This window comes from Frigoribacterium sp. CFBP 13729, from assembly GCF_014841875.1.
Lineage (GTDB): Bacteria > Actinomycetota > Actinomycetes > Actinomycetales > Microbacteriaceae > Frigoribacterium.
Genome location: NZ_JACYUR010000003.1, coordinates 188,667 through 208,097, shown reverse-complemented (window position 1 = coordinate 208,097; position 19,431 = coordinate 188,667). Strand labels below are relative to the sequence as shown.

Below are 19,431 nucleotides of genomic sequence, written 5' to 3'. Positions count from 1 at the left end.
CCCCCGACCGAGGCGCGCCGAGCAGGCCGGCCGAGCAATGGGACGACATGACCTCCGAGAACACCCCCGCCCCCGAGGGCGCCCGCAGCACCAGCACCGCAAGCACCACCCGCTCCACCACCGACGACTCCACCGGCACCGCGGCCGCGCCGCTGACTCGCCGGGCCATCGCCGCCAGCCGTCGCCGCGCGAGCCGCCGCCGCCTCGTCGGCGTGACCGCGGTCGCCGCCGTCGCGATCGTCGCGGGCACCGGCTTCGCCTTCGTGAACCGCGCCCCGTCGGCCGAGGCCGTCGCCGCGGCCCACGCCGAGAGCGTGAAGCAGAACGAGGAGGCGATCGCCGACTCGCTCGCCGAGGCCCAGGCGAAGTCCACGATCGACATCGCCTCGCAGGTCGTGACCTCGACGAAGGACAAGGTCGACGCCAGCGCGCTCGAGACCTCGGTCGCGTCGCTCGCGGACTACGAGAACCTCGACTCCGACACGCTCGCCGCCCGCGTGGCCGAGACGGCGACGACGGCGCAGACGGTCCAGGCCGCCGCCTCCGAGGCCGACCGCCAGGCCGCCGCCGCCGCAGCTGCCGCCCAGGCCGCCGCGGAGGCCCAGGCTGCCGCCGAGGCGCAGGCCGCCGCCGAGGCAGCCGCCGCCGCGGCCGCTGCCGCCCAGGCCGCCGCGAACACGCCCGCGGCCGCCAAGGCCGCCGCCCAGCAGCTCGCGTCGTCGAAGTACGGCTGGGGCAGCGACCAGTACGGCTGCCTCGTGAACCTGTGGCAGAAGGAGTCGGGCTGGAACTACAAGGCCTCGAACCCGAGCAGCGGAGCCGCCGGGATCCCGCAGGCGCTCCCCGGCAGCAAGATGGCCTCGGTCGGGACCGACTGGGCCACCAACGCCACGACGCAGGTCACGTGGGGCCTCGACTACATCGAGCGCGCCTACGGCACCCCGTGCAGCGCCTGGGGCCACAGCCAGTCGGTCAACTGGTACTGAGCACGCCCGCCGGTCTCGGCCGCGTCCCGTCACGGGGGTGACGGGCGCGCTGAACCGTCGGAGAAGGTCCTCCCCGAGCTCGGGGAGGACCTTTCCTGTCGGTCCGAGCCTCCGCCGCAAGCCGCGTGACCTAGTTCTGCGGCGGGATCGTCTGCCGGTCCGTGGGCTTGTCCGTGGTGACCGGCGCCTCCAGCGAGGGCTCGGGCGTGGCCGGCTCGGGCGTCGCCGTCGGGCTCACCGGCGACGGGGTCGGCGTCACGACGGGGTCGTCGCGCTCGCCGCAGCCCGCGAGCGCCCCGGCGGCGAGCGCCGCCACGGACAGGATCGTCACGGCTCGCGCCGTCACGGCGCGTGCCGTCCTGCCTGCGCTGCCCGTCCTGCCCCTGCCGCCCCTGCCGTCCATGCGTCGAGCCTACGCACGAGCGGGATCCGCCGAGTGGTCCGGAACTGTCGTCGCGCTCACCGGGGACGACGACATCCGACCACCCGGCGGGGCGTGGTGCGTCAGACGGCGCCGACGAGGGTCCAGGCGCCGCCGTCGCGGCGCGTGACCCGGGCTCCGCGCACCTCGGCCAGCCGGTCGACCGTCGACTCGACCGCGGCGCCGACCCCGAGGGCGAAGTCGTCGTCCGTCCCCGTGAACCGCACGACGAGCTGGGGCTCGCCGCGCACCATCATGATGTCGTTCGCCTCGACGGTGGCGTGCTCGGCGGCGGAGGCGGCAGCGCTCGGCAGCAGCGCGTCGGGCCGCGCTCCCGGTCGCAACGAGCCGACGGAGAGCAGGACGCGGTAGGAGGGCATGCCCTCGATCCAAGCGCACGCGTCCGGCACCCCGCCCGTCGAGTGGTCCCGTCGACGAGTTCACATGCGCGACGCACGCCCGACTCGGCCCCGACCCGCGGGCCTGCCAGGCTCGGGGCATGAAGCGCACCGCCTCCGCCCGTCTCGAGTTCGACGTCGCCGGCCCGGCCGAGTTCGTCCTGTCGGTCGCCGCCTCGGCCCTGTACGAACAGAGAGCCGAGGAGGCGCTGGTCGTCACCGAGGACGGCGCCCCCGTCGCCGTGCGCGAGCTCGTCGACCAGCACGGCACCCGCCTGCACCTGTGCGACGTCGGTGCCGGCCGGGTGCTCGTCGACTACCGTGTCGTCGTCGAGGGGAGGCTCGCCCCGCCTCCGGTCGACGAGCTCGACCTCGTGCGCTCCCGTCGCCCGAGCCGCTACTGCGAGTCGGACACCCTGGCGCCGACGGCGCGGGCGGAGTTCGGCGGCCTCGCGGGTCGCGACCTGCTCGCGGCCGTCAGCTCGTGGGTGGGGTCGCACCTCGCCTACGTCCCCGGTGCCAGCGCGCCGACCGACGGCGCCGTGCAGACGCTGCTCGACCGCCAGGGCGTCTGCCGCGACTACGCGCACCTCGTGATCGCCCTGCTCCGCGCGCTCGACGTCCCGGCCCGGCTGGTGTCGGTCTACGCGCCGGGGCTGTCGCCGATGGACTTCCACGCCGTGGCCGAGGCCTTCGTCGACGACGAGTGGCACGTGGTCGACGCGACGACGCTCGCGCCGCGCAGCACGCTGCTGCGCATCGCGACCGGCCGGGACGCGAGCGACACCGCGTTCCTCACGAGCCACGGCGCCGCCGTGACCGTCGCGTCGATGCAGGTCGCCGCCGTCGCCGACGAGCTGCCCCGCGACGACGTGACCGCCTTCGTCAGCCTCGGCTGAGCAGCCCGCTCAGTCGTCCTCGACCGCGGGCCAGGAGCGTCGGCTGAGCAGTCGACGTTCGCCCTCGATGCCTCGTTCCGGACGAGATGCCCCGGCACGCCGAGGCATCCTGTCCGGAACGGAGCACGGAGGACGCCCCTCGGCTGAGCGGCCCGCTCAGTCGTCCTCGACCGCGGGCCAGGACGACGGGCCGGCCGTGCCCGCCGGGTACTCGTCGATCGGCACGTCGCCGGCGCGCCACGCGTCGAGCACGGGGGCGACGATGCGCCACCCCTCGACCGCCGAGTCGCCGCGCACCGACAGGGTCGGGTCGCCGTCGAGGATCCCGGCGAGCACCTCGCCGTAGGCCGTGAGGTCCCCGAGGCCGAACTCGGCGTGCAGGGTCGCCCGCGACAGGTCGTACGAGTCACCGGGGCCGTTGACGTTGAGCTCGAGCGACATCTCGTCGGGGGCGATGGCGATGCGGAGGCGGTCCGGCGTGCCGCCGCCGACGAACTCGCGCGGCACGTGGGTCGGCGGGCGGAAGGTGATGACGATCTCGCGCCTCCTCGAGGCCAGGGCCTTGCCCGAGCGCAGCCGGATCGGCACGCCGGCCCAGCGCCAGTTCTGCACCTCGACGACCATCTCGGCGAGCGTCTCGGTCTCGATCGAGGCGTCCACCCCCTCCTCGGCGGTGTATGCGGGCAGGTCGCGGCCCTCGATGGTGCCGGCCGTGTAGCGGGCGCGACGGCTGTTCGCGACGGGGTCCCCGTCGAGGAGGCGCGTGGCGCGCAGCACGAGCTGCTTCTCGTCCCGCAGGTCGACGGCCGTCAGGGTCGAGGGCGCGTTCATGGTGAGCACGGCCATCACCTGCAGCAGGTGGCTCTGGATCATGTCGACGAGGGCGCCGGCGTGGTCGTAGTAGCGGGCCCGGCCCTCGAGGCCGAGGGTCTCGTCGTAGACGATGTCGATGCTCTCGACGTGCTGGTTGTTGAGCATCGGCTCGATCAGGCGGTTCGCGAAGCGCAGCCCGAGCAGGTTGAGCACCGTGGCCCGGCCGAGGAAGTGGTCGACGCGGTGCACGTGCTCCTCGGGGACGAGCTGCAGCACGAGCTCGTTGAGGTGCCCGGCCGACGCCACGTCGGTGCCGAAGGGCTTCTCGAGGGCGAGCGCGGTGCCCTCGGGCAGCTGCACCTGCTTCAGGGCCTCGCAGGCCTTCTCGGTGATCGCGGGCGGCAGCGCGAAGTAGATGGCGGGAGGCGCCTCGCAGGCGTCGAGCAGCGTGGTCAGGGCGTCGGCCGAGGTCACGTCCGCCGTGATGTAGCGGGTCGAGGCGAGCAGGGCGTCGACCGCGGGCCCGGCGGCCTCGACGCTCGCGAACGAGTCCACGACCCGCTGGTGCCACTGTTCGTCCGAGTACTCCTCGACGCCGGCGCCGATCAGCTGCACGCGTCGCACCGGCTCGTGGGCGAGCAGCCCCCCGAGCCCGGGCATCAGGAGGCGGGCGGCCAGGTCGCCGGACGCGCCCAGGATCAGGAGCGTCACCGGCTCGCTGCTCGGCCCGCCCTCGTCGCCGATGGTCGCCTCCGTCGCGGGGGTGCTGGCCGTCTGTCGCGTCGCGGTCGTCATGCGGACGACGCTAGACCGCGCGCCGGTGCGGTGCCCTGCCTTTCTCGTCGTGCGCCGCCGGCGGCTCAGCAGCCCAGCTCGGGCAGGCTGGCGCGCTCGTCCCACTGGCTGAACGAGAAGACCGCGCGCCCCGACGTGTCGGCCGCCGTGAACGACACGGGCCGCGGCTCGCCCTCGGCGGAGACGACGAGGGTGCCCACGACCGAGGTGTCGTCCCCGACGACGAGCTCGACCGTGTCGGGCTCGCCCGGGCCTCCCTCGACGACGGCCCCCGTCGAGACGGTGACCGCGGCGTCGCCGCTGCGCAGCAGGGTCGAGAGCAGGGTGGGAGGCGAGAGCAGGGGGGCGAACCGGGTCACGGCGTCGTCGGCGGCGGACACGCAGGAGGCGCCGTCCGTCGTGATCTCGGAGTCGGCACCCGAGGTGCGGACGTAGGTCGTCTGCACGCCCGAGTCGTCCTCGACCTCGACCCGTGCGGAGTAGTCGGAGGCGGTCCCGACGAAGGACACGCCGAGGACGCGGCCCTCCGGCTGCACGTCCGACCCCTGCGGCGCCGCGAGGAGCTCGGTGAAGGTGCCGGCCATCGTGACGGACGTCGCGGTGCGGACCGAGCGCAGCACGGAGTCGAGCGCCGTCGGGCCGTCGAGGTACTCGAGGCCGTTCCGGTCGGGGTCGGACAGCTCGACGTCGGGGAGGGCGATGCCGGTGGGCGTCGGCACGGCGGGCGGCTCCGACCCGCAGCCCGCGAGCAGCGCCCCGGCGAGCGGGAGGGCCGCGACCGCGAGCAGGCGTCGCCGCGACCAGCCGTCAGCCGGCATCGGCGTCGGCCACGCAGACGCTCTGGGCCGACTGGTCGCCCAGGTCGGCGGGCTCGAGCGAGACGGGGTCGCCCGCGGTCGCCTCGGCCGCGCGCACGACGAAGCAGGAGTCGTCGGTGACCAGGCCGCCGACCCGGGGGATCCACGCCTCGGTGCCGCGCACCAGCTGCGTGAGGTCGGTCGCCGCACCGTCGGAGGCGACGGCGTAGAGGTCGTAGGGCACGTCGGGGCCGTCCCACGTGAGGCGCACGTTGCCCTCGCCGACGGCGACGGTCAGCGCGGTGACCTGCGGCGGGCCGGCCGAAGTGAGCGACAGGATCATCAGCGTCGCCCCGACCCCGACCGCGAGCACGGCGAGCACGCCCGACACGATGAACGCGGGGTGGCGCCAGAGCGGTCGCTTCTTCTCCTCGCGGTGCTCGAGCTCGGGCAGCACGCCGATCTCGCTGCCGAGCGGCCTCTTCGGGGCGGCCTCGACCGCCTCGCCGCCCTCGCCGAGCCGCGGGGCTCCCGGCTCCCAGCCGAGCCGGGACGCCGTGAGCGAGCCGGGCGCCGTCGTCCAGGAGGGGGCGAGGGGCCCCGAGGCGACGGGGGGCGAGGAGGCGGGGGCGGGCGGGAGCGGGGAGGCGGGCATCGGCGGGAGCGCCGCCGCGGCGGCGGGCGGCGCTGAGGACGTCGGGGGAGCCTCGGCCGAGTCCACCGGGACGTCAGCAGCGCGCCGGGCCCGGCGGCCGCGCGTGACGGTCAGCTCGAAGTCGTCGTCGACCTCGGCCGCCCGCACGCCCTCGGACTCGTCCTCGGAGCCGCCCCCGCGGTGCTGTCCGTCGCTCATGGTCCCCCTGGGCCGTCACCGCCCGGTCTGTCGACGGTGGCCCTTAGTATATGGATCACTCGACGAGAGGGGAGCCGGGGAGTGGGACGTTCTCTGCGTGCCGCCGTGCTCGCCGTGGTCGTCGCGACCGCCGCCTCCTCGGCGCTGCTCACCGGCACGGCCGGGCCGGCGCTCGCCGCAGCCCCAGGCTCGACTGCCGCAGCGCCCGGCTCGACCGCAGCGGCGCCGGGCTCGACCGCAGCGCCCGGCGAGGCCGAGGCACCCGCCGATCCCGGCCTCGTGAGCATCCCCTTCGGCGACGAGGCCGAGGTGCCCATGGCCGAGGGGTGGACCGTCGCCGACTGCTCGGCCGTCGTCCCGCCCGAGGGCGTCGAGCTCGGCTGCGAGCCGAGCCGGCTGACCCTCTCGGTCGACGAGTACGACCCCGACGCGGGCACCGTCGTCATGCCGGTCGAGCTGCGCACCGGCCCCACCCGCGTGACCGTCTCGTACCGCGTCGAGCAGGCGCCGCCCACCCCTCCTGCCGCTCCCGAGCTCGTCTACGACCACCCGTTCGACTCCGGTGCGGTCGCGCTCGTGCCGCTCTCCGACCTCCTCGTCCGCTGCGACGGCTGCGAGGGCGTCGGCGCCCGCCTCCAGGTGCGCGGCGTCTCGCCCGAGGGCGCGGCCGTGGCCCGGGCGACCCCCTCGCACCTCGCCGTGCAGTCGGCGCCCGGCTTCGTCGGCGACGCCGTCGTGTCGTACCGGCTCCGCGACGCCCAGGACCAGTGGTCGGAGACGACCAGCCTCACGGTGGCGTTCACCGCTTCTCCTGCGGGCGCAACCGGGGCGGGTGCGACCGGGGCGGGCGCGACCGGGGCCGGGCCGCTGCAGGCGCTCGCCGTGACGGTGCCGCTCGCCGAGCAGGGCGACACGGTCGTCGACCTGGACGACCTGACCTTCGCCGGCCCGTCCCGCGGCGGCGACGCGGCGGAGGCCCCGCGCCTCCTCGGCTGCGGCGTGCCCGCCGCCGGCACGGTGCGCTGCTCGGGCGACGAGGCCGTCTACACGCCGCCCGCGGGCACCGACGACGACCCGGCCCCCGACGACGACCCGGCCCCCGACGTCGACCAGTTCGCGTTCCACGTCGTGACGCCCGACGGCCGCCAGGCGACGGGCAGCGTGACGCTGGTGCGGGCCGGCTCCGACTCGGCCGAGGCGCTGCCGGTCGGCCCCGCCCGCGTCGCGCCCGTCCCCGGCCGCGGAGACGCCGCCGCCGCCGTCCGCACCCTCGTCCCCGCCCTGCCCGCGGACGACGGCGACGACGGCGCCCCCGACGCGCCCGTGCTGCTCGCGCCGCTCGTCTCGATCCTCGACCGCCTCGGAGGCACCCCGTGACCCTGCGACTCAGCCTGCGCGACACCGACGACGCCGGGGCCCCCGCCGGGCCGCCGCGTTCGGTCCTGCTCGACGTGACGGACGACACCTCCGTCGCCGAGGTCGCCGAGAGCCTCGGCGTCGACCCCTCCCTGGTGGCCCCGACGGTCCACCCCGACACCGCACTCGTCGACGCGCCCGTGCTCAACGGCCAGACCCTGCCCCCGCAGGAGGCGCCCGCCCTGCACCCGGGCCAGCCCCGCCTCGAGGTGGTCGGCGGCCCCTTCGCCGGCGAGGTCGTCCCGCTGGCCGCGGGCACCCCGCTGCGCATCGGCAGCGGCGCCGGGGCCGACCTGCGCATCGCGGACCCGTGGCTCGCCGGGCACCACGTCACGCTCACGCTCGACGCCGTCGACGAGGTCGGCGGCGCCCGCCGCGGACCGCTCGCCGCACGCCTCTCCGTCGTCGAGGGCGCCGCGGGCGTCGCGGTGAACGGCGAGCCGCTCACCGGCGACGGGCGGATCGTCCCCGCCGACGTCGTGCAGCTGGGCAGCTCGGTCGTGCGCATCGGCCTCGCCCCGTGGAGCGACGCCGACACCGCGCCCGACGAGGTCGGCATGCGGGGCTTCAACCGCACCTCCCGCATCTCGCCCGCCACGACGCCGCCGGTCGTCGTGCTGCCGGGTGACCGCCCCGACGACGCCGACAAGACGCCACTGCCGTGGCTGTCGGCGGTGATCCCCGTGATCCTCGGGGTGACGATGGCCCTCGTCTTCAACCGCCCGGTGATGCTGATGATGGCGGCGGCGTCGCCCGTCATGGTGATCGGCACGTTCCTCACCTCGCGCTCCCGCGCGAAGAAGAAGGGCGTGCGCACCTTCGACGAGTGGCAGCAGGACATCGTCGACGGCCGCACGCGCATCGCCCGGCTCGTCCGCGAGCAGCGCCTCGACCGCTGGTACGCCCATCCCGACCCGGTGGTCGTGCGCGACGTCGCGACCCTGCCGCTCTCGCGCCTCTGGGAGCGCCGCAAGCGCGACGCCGACGCCGTGCACGTGCGCGTCGGCGTCACCGAGGTGCCGCTCGACGTGCGGTTCGAAGGAGGCGGCAGCCGCGACCGCGCGACGCCTCGCCACGTCGGGGTGGCCCCCTCGCCCGTCGCGGTCGACCTCTCCGCAGGCGTCGTCGGCCTCGCCGGCGCCCCCGACGCGGCGCGCAGCGCCGTCCGCGCGATGCTCGCCTCGTTCGCGACCCTGCGCTCGCCGCGGGACGCGCAGGTCGTCGTGCTCTGCGACGACGACGACGCGGCCCTCTGGGAGTGGGTGCAGTGGCTGCCCCACGCCCAGGCCGGCTCGTCGGTCGTGGCCCTCGTCGGCAACACCGACGACACCCGGCGGGACCGTCTGCGCGAGCTGAGCGCGCTGACGACCGCGCGCCTCCGCGCCTCGACCGAGCGCGGCTCCGCCGCCTTCGACTCGACCGTCGTCGTCGTGGTCGACGGCGCCCGCCGGTTCCGCATGCTGCCCGGCATGGTCTCGCTGCTCGAGTCGGGCGGGCAGGCCGACGTGCACGTCATCGCGATCGACACCGACCGCACCCGCCTGCCCGAGGAGTCGCGCACGGTCGTCGTCGTCGACGGCGAGGACCACTCGCTGGCCCGCCTCGAGTCCGACGCCGCGTACTACCCCGACGTGCTGCTCGACGGGCTCTCGCTGCCCGCGGCCGAGCAGATCGCCCGCAGCCTCTGCTCGATCAAGCACGTCAGCGGCGTCGGCGACGAGGGCATGCTGCCGACGTCGGTCCGGTACACCGAGCTGCTCGGCGTCGACCTCGACGACCCGCAGGCGATCGTCGACCGCTGGCAGCTCTCGCCGCGGCGCACCGCCGTCGTCGTCGGCGCGGGGCCCGACTCGCAGTTCGCCGTCGACATCGCCGCCGACGGCCCGCACGCGCTCGTCGCCGGCACGACCGGCTCGGGCAAGTCGGAGTTCCTGCAGACCTGGGTCGTCTCGCTCGCCCTCGCGAACCGGCCCGACGCCCTCAACTTCGTCCTCGTGGACTACAAGGGCGCCTCCGCGTTCGAGGACTGCTCGCGCCTGCCGCACACGGTCGGCATGGTCACGAACCTCGACGCGCGCGAGACCGAGCGGGCGCTGCAGTCGCTCGACGCCGAGCTGAAGCGCCGCGAGACCGTGCTACGCCGCCCCGAGCTGGGCGTCAAGGACGTCGACGCGGCCTGGTCGAAGGACCCGGCGACGGCGGCCCGTCTCGGCCTGGCCCGGCTGATGATCGTGATCGACGAGTTCGCCGAGCTCAAGACCGAGCACCCCGACTTCATCAACGGCCTCGTGCGGATCGCCCGCGTCGGCCGGTCCCTCGGCGTGCACCTCGTGCTCGCGACGCAGCGCCCGAGCGGCGTCATCACGCCCGAGATGCAGTCGAACATCAACCTCCGCGTCGCGCTGCGCGTCACCGACCGCGCCGACTCGACCGACGTGCTCGGCTCGCCCGAGGCGTCGCTCATCGGCGTGGCGACGCCCGGCCGCGGCTTCGTGCGCGCCGGGGTCGGCGTCGCACCGGCGGCGTTCCAGACGGCCCGCGTCGCCGGCGTACGCCCCGGGGCGCACCGGACGCGCAAGGTGCTGCCTGCCCTCGCCGAGCTCGACTGGCGCGCAGTCGGCTACCAGCCGCGGTTCCCCTCGCAGGGGGCCGCGTCGGCCGGGGTCGACCAGGACGACACCGACCTGCGCGCCCTCGTCGACCTCGTCACCGAGGCGACGCGGCTGCTCGGCGTGCCGGCCAACCCGTCGCCCTGGCTGCTGCCGCTGCCGACGATGCTCCCGCTGGAGGCGGTGGTCTCGTCCGCCGCGGACGCCCCCGCCCCCGACGGCACCGGCACCGCCGCGCACCCGCACGAGCTCGTCATCGGCCTCGAGGACATGCCCGCGCAGCAGACGCAGCGCCCGCTCGTCTGGGACGTCGCCGCGGGCTCGCACCTGCTCTTCATCGGCTCGGCGCTCTCGGGCCGCACGACCGCGCTGCGGACCCTGCTCGCGCAGGCCGTCCGGGCGCACGACCCGGCAGACCTGCATCTCTTCGTCGTCGACTACGGCAACGGCGGGCTCCTGCCGCTGGCCCGGGCGCCGCACACGGGCGCCGTGGTGACCGCGCTGGAGCCGACGCGGCTGCCGCGGCTGATGACGCGCCTCCTCGACGAGCTGTCGCGACGTCAGACGGTGCTGTCGCGCGCCTCCGTCGGCAGCGTGGTCGAGCAGCGCCGCCGGGCCGAGCCGGCCGACCGCCTGCCGTTCGTCGTCGTGGCCGTCGACGGCTGGGAGCGGGTCACCTCGACCCTGCAGTCGGACGAGCTCGTGCTGTTCCGCGACCAGGTGACGCGCGTGCTCCGCGAGGGGCCCGGCGTCGGCATCCGCGTCGTCATGGCCGCCGACCGCACCGTCTCGGGCGACCGGGTGTCGGGCTTCATCGGCGACCAGTACGTGCTGCCGCTGCGCGACGTCAACGACTACCGCGGCGCCGGCGTGATGATCCGCGAGCTGCCCGAGACGGTGCCCGCCGGACGGCTCATGTTCGGCGCGAGCGCCCGCGAGGCGCAGGTCGCGGTGATCGGCCGCGACGCCTCGGCCGAGGCGCAGACGGCCGTGCTGCGCGACATCGTCGAGGAGGCGCGGGCCGCGTTCGAGGCGGCCCCGCGCGACCCTGCCCTGCCGGTCCCGTTCCGCGTGGACGCCCTGCCCGGGGCGCTCTCGCTGAGCGACGCCGCGGAGCTGCCGCGCGCCTCCTGGTCGCCGGCCGAGTCGCCGACCGTCGGCGTCGGGGGCGACGTGCTGTCGCGGTACACGATCGACTGGCCCGCGATCGGCGGCTTCGCGGTGGTCGGCGACCGCGGCACCGGCCGCTCGACCACGCTGGCGTCGATCGCCCACCAGCTGATGTGGGACGCGCGGCCCGTGCTCGTCGTCGCGACGCGCGAGTCCCCGCTGTCGCGCTGGGCGCGCACCGCCGAGGTGCCGCTCGCCGTCTCGCCGTCGTCGCCGTCGGCCGGCGACGACCTCGCGGCCGAGGTGGCCCGCGTCGGCGACGGCGTCGTGCTCACCGTCGTCGTGGACGACGTCGAGACGCTCCGCGACACCCCGCTCGAGCAGGCGCTGATGGCGCACCGCGATCGCCTGGCCTTCGTCGTGGCGGTGTCGCCCGACGCGGCCGGCAAGACGTTCTCGGGGCCGTACGGCGAGGTGCGGAAGACGCAGGAGGGGCTGGTGCTGTCCCCGACGTCGGCCCTCGTGGGCACGCAGCTCTTCGGGCAGAAGATCCCCAAGTTCATGGTCGGTCGCACCGGTGCCGGCGGCGGGGCCCTGCACAGCGGCGGCCGCTGGGCGCAGGTGCAGGTGCCCGACGTGACGCGCTGACGCCGCCTCCTTCCGTGCCGCCGTGCCGCTGCGCCGCCGACAGCGGTCACGGTGAACCGGCGAGAAGTGCTCTCCGACGGGCGGGGGAGCGCATCTCTCGCCGGCTCACCACGCCGCGGGAAGGCGTGGGCCCGGCACGCCAGGCGGGCCCGGCGGGTCGCGTATCGTGGGGGACGGCTTCGAGGGGACGACGTGACGGGGACTGACGGCTGATGGCATCGCGATGCGAGTACTGCGGGGCCGAGCTGCGCCCGAACAGCATGTTCTGCCTCTCGTGCGGGCAGCTCGTGACGTCGGGCCGGGCGCCGGTCGCGGCGCCGCTGCCGGCACCGGTGGCGAGCACGCGGCCGCCGCTCGAGCGCACGGTGCCGCCGGTCGCGCGGCCTGCCGCCGCCCCGGCGGCCGCATCAGCGGCGACACCCGTGGCCGCACCCGCGCCGGCTGCTGCCGCACCGGTCCCGGCGGCCGTGCCCGCGCCTCCTTCGCCCGTCGTCGCGAATGCGACCTTCATCGTGGCGTTCTCGACCGGGCAGCGCCTCGTCGTCGACGGCCCGGTCGTCGTCGGTCGTCGTCCCGAGCAGGCCGCGGGAGAGGCCGGGGCAGCCGCGTTCGCGGTGACCGACCCCGAGCGGTCGACCTCGCGCGCCCACGCCGCCTTCGACGTCGTCGACGGGCAGCTCGTGGTGACCGACCGCGGCTCCGGCAACGGCACCGTGGTGCACCGAGCCGGCGTCGAGATCGAGTGCGTCGAGGGGCGGCCCGTCGCGCTGCGCCCCGGCGACGAGCTCGAGCTGGGCTCGGTCGGCGCGACCGTCGCCGTCGGTTGACCGAGGCGAGGCCCGGTCCGAGACGCGGCCGAGACCGCGACGAGGCCGAGACCGTGACGTGGGCCGAGACCGTGACGAGCCCTAGGCTGTCGGCGTGACCACGACCCCGCGCCGTTCCCTGCTGGCCCTCGTCGCCCTCGCCTCCGTGACCGTGCTCGGCCTCTCGGGCTGCGTGAACATCGCGGACCACAGCGACCTCGACCTCGGCTCGACGGTGACGGTCAACCCGGCGCTCACCTCGTCGGCTGACGACACCCGTGTCGAGGTCACCGTGACCGACATCGCACGGGCCGATCCCGAGGACGTCGCCTCGTGGGACGAGTTCGACGCCGCGGGCGTCGACGTCTGGCTGGCGACCGTCGACCTCGCCGTGACCGAGGGGGCGATCCCGCCCGAGGGCGATCCCGGCTTCGGCAGCCAGTACTGGGGGCTCATGGTGGACGACGAGCTCGTGCACGGGGACCGCCTGCCTGGCGTGCTGGCCTTCGACGACGACTTCACCGCGGACTGCCCGCTCGAGGGGCGCGCCGTCGCGCCCGACCTGTCGCAGGGCTCCGCCACGACGTGCGTCGTGCTCACCGCCCCTGCCGGGGCCGAGCCGAGCCTCGTCGTCTTCGACAACTTCAGCATGGGCGGCCGCTACGGCCGCAGCCAGGCCGAGGCGAGCTGGGTCGTCGACGCGAGCTGACGGCCGGCGCGGCCGGCCTCGGTCGCAGCCCGATCGAGTCCGACCAGCCCCGACCGGCAGCCCCTCTCGCTACCATCGGAGCAGTTCGATCGACGACGGGGGAGAGACGTGACCGACGACCTGGAGACCACGTGTGCGGCGCTGAAGGCGCCCACCATCGAGCTGATGAGCGCCACGATGCTGGCGCAGGGGAACCCCGGGGCGCTCGTGCGCGTGCAGGCCGCGGTCGAGGGCGTCCGCGCCGTGCTGGCCTCGGCGCCGTCGACGACGTCGTCCCCGGCGTTCGACGCGTGGGCCGCCTCCGCCCCCGCCGTGCTCGCCGAGATGGAGGCGGGCGTCGAGTCCCGTGACCCGCGTCGCGCCTGGCAGGCCTTCACCGACCCGGTGCGCGGCTTCGACCAGCTCGGCCAGGCGTGCGCGGGGATGCCGGGGTGGTGAGCCCCGCGGCCTCGCCTGAGGACGAGCGCAGGCGCCAGACCTGGCGCGACTTCTTCGCGGGGGGCGGGCGCTACGAGGTCCGCTACCTGCCCGCTCGGTGGCACGACATCGTCCGTCGCAACGTCGTCACCGCCGCGCTCATGATCGGCCTCGCCGTCGTGCTCGTCGCGGCGCTCTGGTGGTGGGGCCGTCTCGGCCCGTTCGTCCTCGGGAGCGTGCTCGCTCTCGTGATGGTCATCTACGCCCTCACGGCCCTCCACCGGCGCACGATGCTGATGGCGCAGTCCGGCGGGGAGCCCGGACTCGCCCTCGGCGTGTCCGACGAGGGCCTCCACACGCCGGTCCAGGGGGTCGGCACCATCCCGTGGCCCGAGGTGCTCGGGATCTTCCTCGTGGACGCGCACGCGAAGGCCGACGCGATGCGTGCCGCGAAGGGGCTGCAGGGCGCCGCGGCGAGGTTCGCGGCGAAGAACGGCGCCGACTCGGTCCAGATCAACGTGGTGCTCTCCGACGGGAAGGCCGTGAGGAGGCGCCTCCCGCGACGATCGCACCGTCGCGTCGTGCAGACGTGGGCCCATCACGACGGTCCGCAGTTCGGCGTGATCTCGTTCTCGATGGACAGCGCCACGGACCAGAGCGACCCGTCTGCCATGCCCCGGCTGGGTCTCGCCCTCACCGTGCAGTGCGAGGACCGTGGCATCCCCACGCGCCTCGACAGCGACGCGACCCGCTTCGCGGAGCACATGATGCGCATCTCGAACGTGTTCGACTACTCGGGCGTCGACGGCACGGCCGCGGGCACGGGTGCCGACGCGTCCGGGGGACAGTCGCGCACCTGATCTGGACGGATCGTTCTGCCCCGCCCTAAGCTCGCCCTGACAGCATGACGGATCGTCGCTATGCTGCCGGAGTTGTGTGCCTCGTCCAAGGGGGGACACGGGGGCGACACCACCGGTGCGTCCCGTGTACACGAGCGTTCAGGAGGAAGAACCATGGCCGACATCCGCGTCACGTCCGATTCACTGTCAGGCGTCTCGAACCAGCTGTCCTCGGGATCGCAGTCGATCGAGTCGCAGCTGCAGAACCTCAAGTCCCTCGTCGACGGCCTCGTCGGCGGCGACTGGTCGGGTGCGGCGTCGCAGTCGTTCCAGGAGCTGTACTCGCAGTGGGACCAGTCGGCGATCCAGCTGAAGGAGAGCCTGCAGGGCATCAGCGAGCTGCTGAGCCAGGCCGCCCTCTCGTACGAGGAGTCCGAGAACTCGATCTCGGGCACGTTCCGCGGCTAGCAGTCATCCGCCGTCGACGCCGCCTGCTCACCAGCGGGCGGCGGTGACGGCGTAGGGGGAGTCACATGGTCCAGTACCGGGTCAGGACAGAATCGCTGGGCGAGGTCGCGAACCTCCTCCAGTCGGTCGTGAGCACGTTCGACGCGCACGTCGCCGAGACAGGGTCCGTCGTGCGCAGCGTCGTCGACTCGTCGTGGGAGGGCGAGGACGCCACCCTCTTCGAGAAGAACTGGCAGGAGTTCCAGGCCGGCGCGACCGCGTTGCGCACCGTGCTCTCGAGCCTCGCAGGGCGCCTGCAGGCTGCCGAGGGCGGCTACGGCAGCACCGAGTCCGGCCTGAGCGGCGGGTTCTCCGAGAGCGCCGGGGCCATGGCCGTCCGTCCCGCCGCCGCGTCCGCCGGGCTCAGCGAGGCCGTCCCCGCCGACCGGCAGTCGCCCCCCGCCGGGGAGGACGCCCGATGAGCGAGCAGCAGGCCGACACGACGACGCTGCAGCAGCTCGTCGACCAGATGCAGTCGCTCACCGAGTACTGCGACGCCCTCAAGCAGGGCGCGAGCACCTTCGCCTACATGCTGCCGAACGACTGGCAGGGCCCCGCGATGGCGGCGTTCCTCGGCAGCTTCGAGCAGTGGGCCGCCGGTGCCGAGGCGCTGACGCAGTCCGCCGAGGCCCTGCACCAGCAGGCCACGACCGCGCACACCGCCTACGAGTCGGCCGTCGAGCAGCTCGACACGCAGTGGAACGACTTCAGGGGGCAGCTGCCGTGACCACCGTCAGGCTGAACGCGTTCGGGCTCGTCACCGACGGCAGCGAGATGTCGACCATCGCGTCCGACGTCACCGCCGCCTGGACGAGCCTCTCCAGCTCGCTGAGCGGGTCGGCGGGCATGGCCGGCGACGACGAGCTCGCCGAGGACTGGAGCCCGGACTACGACGACGCCGCGAAGGGCTGTGCCAAGGGCACGGAGGCGATCGCGTCGTTCCTCCAGGGCTTCGACGGCCTGCTGGCCGGCACCGGCGCCGCCTACAAGGAGGCGGAGCTCACGGGGGCAGGAAAGCCCGGCACGAGCGGCATCGAGATCCCCGCCAGCACGACTCCGTCCGCCTCGGTGCCGCCGTCCGCGCTCGGGTCGAACCCCATCCCGGGTGGTCTCGGGGAACTGGCCGAGCTCGTCGAGGGCGCCCTGTACGCCGTCGGCGTCGTGTTCCCGCGAGGCGACACGGAGAAGCTGCGCGCGGCCGCCCTCGCCTGGGGCACCTTCGCGACCGACCTCGACCGGGCGAAGTCGCGCCTCGGCAGCAGTCTCGTCGAGCTGGCGGCGTCCGAGGTGCCACAGAGCGGCGTCGCCGACGAGGTGCGGACCGCCATCCAGAACATGATCGGCGAGTTCTCCGAGGCGGCGAGCGGCAACGAGACCGCGCTGAACGACCTCGCGCAGAACATCGACGACACCTGGGCCGAGATCCGCAGCATGCTCGAGAGCCTGGCCATCGAGCTGGCCATCGACATCGGCATCTCCGTGGCGCTCTCCTTCGTCACCTTCGGCGTCGGCGCCCTCGCCGGTGCGGCCAAGGCCACGACGACCATCGCTCGCTGGGTCGTCAAGATCGCCGAGCTGATCCGCAAGCTCAAGATCATCAACCGGATCCCCGCCGACAAGTTCCTCAAGGCGTCGAGCGTGCTGCGGAAGCTCGAGCACGGACCGATGCACTGGCGCTTCGGGGCCGAGGTCGTCAAGGGCACCATCAGCGGTGCTGCCTCCTCGGTCGTCGTGTCGGCTCGCAACGGCGAGGAGATCACGGTCGACTCCCTGCTCGCGACGCTCGCGGGCGGCGTGGTCGGCGGCGTCGCCGGCGGCGGCGTGGGCGCGGGCTTCGCGGCCGCCTTCGGGCGACGCGCCGGGCGTCACGCCGTGCAGCCGACGTTCTTCCGCGCCACGGCGACCGAGGCGGCCAAGGGCGCTGCCGAGGGCGCCGCCGGTGGAGTCGCGGGCGGCTACACCGAGTCCCGCATCAAGGGCGAGGACTTCAACGCCGGCCTCGCCGCCCTCTTCGGCATGGGAGCCGGCTCCGCGATGGGCGCCGGCGGCCACGGCGTCGGCGCGGCGATCGACGCGCGCGGCGGGACGGGTCTCGGCTTCGACGCCGACGCGGCCCTCGCTGGCCGCGACGGCGAGAACGTCTCGCCGACGTTCCTGGCCGAGCGCAACGCAGCCTCGCAGGACAGCGGCTTCATGGATCGCGGTGCACCTGACGGGCCGGTCGGCGACGGGGTCTCTTCACCTTCTTCTCCCGCCCCTGCGCCTGGGGGCGGGGCTGCACCCGCCGCCTCCTCCGTCGCCGGCGGTGGCGCCGTGTCGACGAGCTCGGATGCTCCGGCGGTCGCGGCCGGGGGGAACGCGGGCGGAGGCACGAGCAGCGCAGGAGGCGCCGGTCCCGTCCGCACGGACGTCGCCGACGTCGACACCACGTCGCTCCCCGACGCCGCACCGGCCGGCGACGGCACGAGCCAGGCAGCACCGATCGACAGCACCACCCCGGAGGCGACCACCGGGTCGGAGTCGGGCTCTCCCGAGACGACGGCACCCGAGGCGACAGCGCCTGAGACGACAGCACCCGAGACCACAGCGGACGCGTCGGTGACCGACTCGTCGTCCACGTCCGAGAACTCCGGCACGCCCGAGTCGGCCTCACCCGAGTCGTCGGCGTCCGACAGCTCGCCGTCCTACTCGACCTCGACGTCCGAGTCGTCGACCACTCCTGATCTCACGGCCACTCCCGAGTCGTCGGCGACACCGGACTCGGCCGTCACGCCCGATGCCGGCACCACGCCGGACTCCTCGACACCCGAGGGAGCCGTCACGGAGACGCCGGCCGGCGAGGCGACCACCTCGGAGGCCGTCTCGTCCGATGCGGACGCGACCGGCGCCTCCTCGATCGACACGGACCTCGTGACCGCCGACGAGCTGGGCGTCAGCCCGGAGTCGAGCGGCGACGCCTCGGCCATCCCGACGGACGCACAGCTCGCGGACGTGCGTTCGGCGATCGACGCCGATGTCGCGGCGCACGCGGAGGCCGCGGCCGCCCACGCATCGCCCCAGGGCGACACCATGGCGCCCTCTCCCGAGGCCACGGCGTCGCCGGACGCCTCGGCGTCGACGACGTCGGCGACTCCCGAGTCGACGACCGACGGCACCCCCGTCGACGTGGCCTCGAGCACGCGGGACGACGCGACCCTCGGCGAGCACGCGACGCAGGCCGACACCGCTGCGTCCTCGGGCGCCGACGGCAGCCCGAGCTCGCACGGGGACGGCATCGCCGATGCGCCGCCGGCCGCAGTCGGTGCGGCCTCGGCTGCGGGCGCGACCCTCCTCATGGCCAAGCCGACACTGAACTCGGATGCGGTCACGACGCGAGGCGACCAGAGTGCAGGGCCGCGGGGCGAGCATCCGGCTTCGAGCGGCCGTGATGAGAGCGGACCCACCGGGGCCGATCCGGAACGACCTGAGGGCCTCGGCAGAGGCAAGGGGCCCACCTATCCCGAGTCGCGGGTGGCGACGTCCTCGCGTGAATATCGGGCGGGGCTCGAGCAGATCCTGCATGCCCACGGGTTGGACCGTCGTTCTTTCCGCGGGCTGACGGATCGACCGATCGTGGAACTGAACCGCGCGGAGATCGACACGTTGCTCTCTGTCCGACAGGACATCGACGACATCCCATCATCCGGGGTCTGGTCGAAGGTCCTGACTGCAGCTCGTGCCGAACGGATTCTCAACGGCGACACGTTCATAGCCAAGAACGGGGTCGGCGGTTTCGTCTCTCGGTTCGAGCACGTCACTCGTCTCGCGACTGGGAAGGTCATGACGCCGGCGAGGATATTCTCGAGGCTCGGCCTGGGCTACCCGGGAAGCGGCTTCAGCAAATCGGACCCGGTGACGTACGCCATCCGATTCGAGGCCGAGGCGCCTCCCGTGTCAGCAGTGACGCAGAACGAGCAACTGGATCTCCTACAGCAGTGGACCGACCCGGGCCCGGGCAACGCCATAGCGCCGGATGTCTGGGACAGCTCATCACCGGCGCAGCGGCTGCAGCTTCTCGGCCCTGTGCTCGACCGCCACTTCAGGAATGACGCGCCGGGACGCGAATCCTTCGATGCTGCACTCGAAGCGAACGTGCACAATCCGCTTCGAGGTAGCGGCTGGGCAGGCCACCGTGGCAACGCAACGCCCGAGGCTGTCGCGGATGGTGTTCACCTGCGCGACGGGGCTGAACTCTGGCGCTACGACCGCAAGGGCGGTCAGATCGTGATCCGTGTCTACGACGCGAAGACGCTGAGCTGGCGATCGCCGTGACGGGTCACCTGCCGTCGGGCATCCGCCACGTCGACGGCAGCACCCTCAGAGGCTGGCACGGAGGTCTGCTCGAGTTGGCGCTCGATCCTGAGCGGAT

The 19,431-nt window shown here is 74.3% G+C and carries 17 protein-coding genes; 12 read left to right on the top strand and 5 right to left on the bottom strand.

From position 1 onward, the window contains the following. Positions 1 to 47: 47 nt before the first annotated feature. Positions 48 to 986 (top strand): hypothetical protein, encoded by a 939-nt coding sequence (locus IFT77_RS11375; protein ID WP_244638739.1) that lies wholly within the window; start codon positions 48 to 50, stop codon positions 984 to 986. Positions 987 to 1,116: 130 nt separating this feature from the next. On the opposite strand, the gene IFT77_RS11370 is transcribed toward IFT77_RS11375, so the two are convergent. Further along, the gene (locus IFT77_RS11370) at positions 1,117 to 1,389 is read right to left on the bottom strand and encodes a hypothetical protein (RefSeq protein ID WP_192040623.1); all 273 of its coding nucleotides are present in this window, start codon (positions 1,387 to 1,389) and stop codon (positions 1,117 to 1,119) included. A 101-nt stretch (positions 1,390 to 1,490) separates the two neighbouring features. Next, positions 1,491 to 1,787: a hypothetical protein gene (locus IFT77_RS11365; RefSeq protein WP_192040624.1), complete on the bottom strand. Its 297-nt coding sequence runs from the start codon at positions 1,785 to 1,787 to the stop codon at positions 1,491 to 1,493. A gap of 119 nt (positions 1,788 to 1,906) precedes the next feature. Between IFT77_RS11365 and IFT77_RS11360 the strand changes: the two genes are divergently transcribed. Continuing rightward, the gene (locus IFT77_RS11360; protein WP_192040625.1) at positions 1,907 to 2,704 is read left to right on the top strand and encodes a transglutaminase family protein; all 798 of its coding nucleotides are present in this window, start codon (positions 1,907 to 1,909) and stop codon (positions 2,702 to 2,704) included. A gap of 156 nt (positions 2,705 to 2,860) precedes the next feature. On the opposite strand, the gene IFT77_RS11355 is transcribed toward IFT77_RS11360, so the two are convergent. The 3 genes from IFT77_RS11355 to IFT77_RS11345 all read right to left on the bottom strand — a co-directional run bounded on the left by IFT77_RS11355 (position 2,861) and on the right by IFT77_RS11345 (position 5,962). Next, positions 2,861 to 4,312 (bottom strand): glucose-6-phosphate dehydrogenase, encoded by a 1,452-nt coding sequence (locus IFT77_RS11355; RefSeq protein ID WP_192040626.1) that lies wholly within the window; start codon positions 4,310 to 4,312, stop codon positions 2,861 to 2,863. A 65-nt stretch (positions 4,313 to 4,377) separates the two neighbouring features. Further along, positions 4,378 to 5,130, bottom strand: coding sequence for a hypothetical protein (locus tag IFT77_RS11350; RefSeq protein ID WP_192040627.1), 753 nt, complete (start codon positions 5,128 to 5,130; stop codon positions 4,378 to 4,380). Beyond that, entirely contained in the window at positions 5,120 to 5,962 is an 843-nt protein-coding gene (locus tag IFT77_RS11345; RefSeq protein WP_192170030.1) for a hypothetical protein, read from the bottom strand. The genes IFT77_RS11350 and IFT77_RS11345 overlap by 11 nt, the downstream gene beginning before the upstream one ends. 81 nt (positions 5,963 to 6,043) lie before the next feature. Here IFT77_RS11345 and IFT77_RS11340 point away from each other — a divergent pair, with 81 nt between their 5' ends. The 10 genes from IFT77_RS11340 (at position 6,044) to IFT77_RS11295 (ending at position 19,334) form a co-directional block, all read left to right on the top strand. Next, positions 6,044 to 7,339 carry a hypothetical protein gene (locus IFT77_RS11340; protein WP_192170029.1) on the top strand — a complete coding sequence of 432 codons (1,296 nt, stop codon included), beginning with the start codon at positions 6,044 to 6,046 and terminating at the stop codon, positions 7,337 to 7,339. Further along, positions 7,336 to 11,745: an FtsK/SpoIIIE domain-containing protein gene (locus tag IFT77_RS11335; protein ID WP_192170028.1), complete on the top strand. Its 4,410-nt coding sequence runs from the start codon at positions 7,336 to 7,338 to the stop codon at positions 11,743 to 11,745. The genes IFT77_RS11340 and IFT77_RS11335 overlap by 4 nt, the downstream gene beginning before the upstream one ends. 212 nt (positions 11,746 to 11,957) lie before the next feature. Beyond that, positions 11,958 to 12,572, top strand: coding sequence for an FHA domain-containing protein (locus IFT77_RS11330; RefSeq protein WP_192040631.1), 615 nt, complete (start codon positions 11,958 to 11,960; stop codon positions 12,570 to 12,572). A 94-nt stretch (positions 12,573 to 12,666) separates the two neighbouring features. Beyond that, complete coding sequence (locus IFT77_RS11325) at positions 12,667 to 13,260, top strand: hypothetical protein (RefSeq protein WP_192040632.1); 594 nt, start codon at positions 12,667 to 12,669, stop codon at positions 13,258 to 13,260. Between the two features lie 108 nt (positions 13,261 to 13,368). After that, complete coding sequence (locus tag IFT77_RS11320) at positions 13,369 to 13,698, top strand: hypothetical protein (protein WP_123547575.1); 330 nt, start codon at positions 13,369 to 13,371, stop codon at positions 13,696 to 13,698. Continuing rightward, the gene (locus IFT77_RS11315; protein WP_192040633.1) at positions 13,692 to 14,537 is read left to right on the top strand and encodes a hypothetical protein; all 846 of its coding nucleotides are present in this window, start codon (positions 13,692 to 13,694) and stop codon (positions 14,535 to 14,537) included. Before IFT77_RS11320 ends, IFT77_RS11315 begins: the two co-directional genes overlap by 7 nt. Before the next feature lie 153 nt (positions 14,538 to 14,690). Further along, positions 14,691 to 14,984, top strand: coding sequence for a WXG100 family type VII secretion target (locus IFT77_RS11310; RefSeq protein ID WP_158614657.1), 294 nt, complete (start codon positions 14,691 to 14,693; stop codon positions 14,982 to 14,984). 65 nt (positions 14,985 to 15,049) lie between these two features. Further along, the gene (locus tag IFT77_RS11305) at positions 15,050 to 15,445 is read left to right on the top strand and encodes a WXG100 family type VII secretion target (protein WP_192040634.1); all 396 of its coding nucleotides are present in this window, start codon (positions 15,050 to 15,052) and stop codon (positions 15,443 to 15,445) included. Next, positions 15,442 to 15,750, top strand: coding sequence for a WXG100 family type VII secretion target (locus IFT77_RS11300; RefSeq protein ID WP_123547579.1), 309 nt, complete (start codon positions 15,442 to 15,444; stop codon positions 15,748 to 15,750). The genes IFT77_RS11305 and IFT77_RS11300 overlap by 4 nt, the downstream gene beginning before the upstream one ends. Continuing rightward, positions 15,747 to 19,334, top strand: coding sequence for a hypothetical protein (locus IFT77_RS11295; protein ID WP_192040635.1), 3,588 nt, complete (start codon positions 15,747 to 15,749; stop codon positions 19,332 to 19,334). The genes IFT77_RS11300 and IFT77_RS11295 overlap by 4 nt, the downstream gene beginning before the upstream one ends. The last annotated feature ends 97 nt before the right edge of the window (positions 19,335 to 19,431 follow it).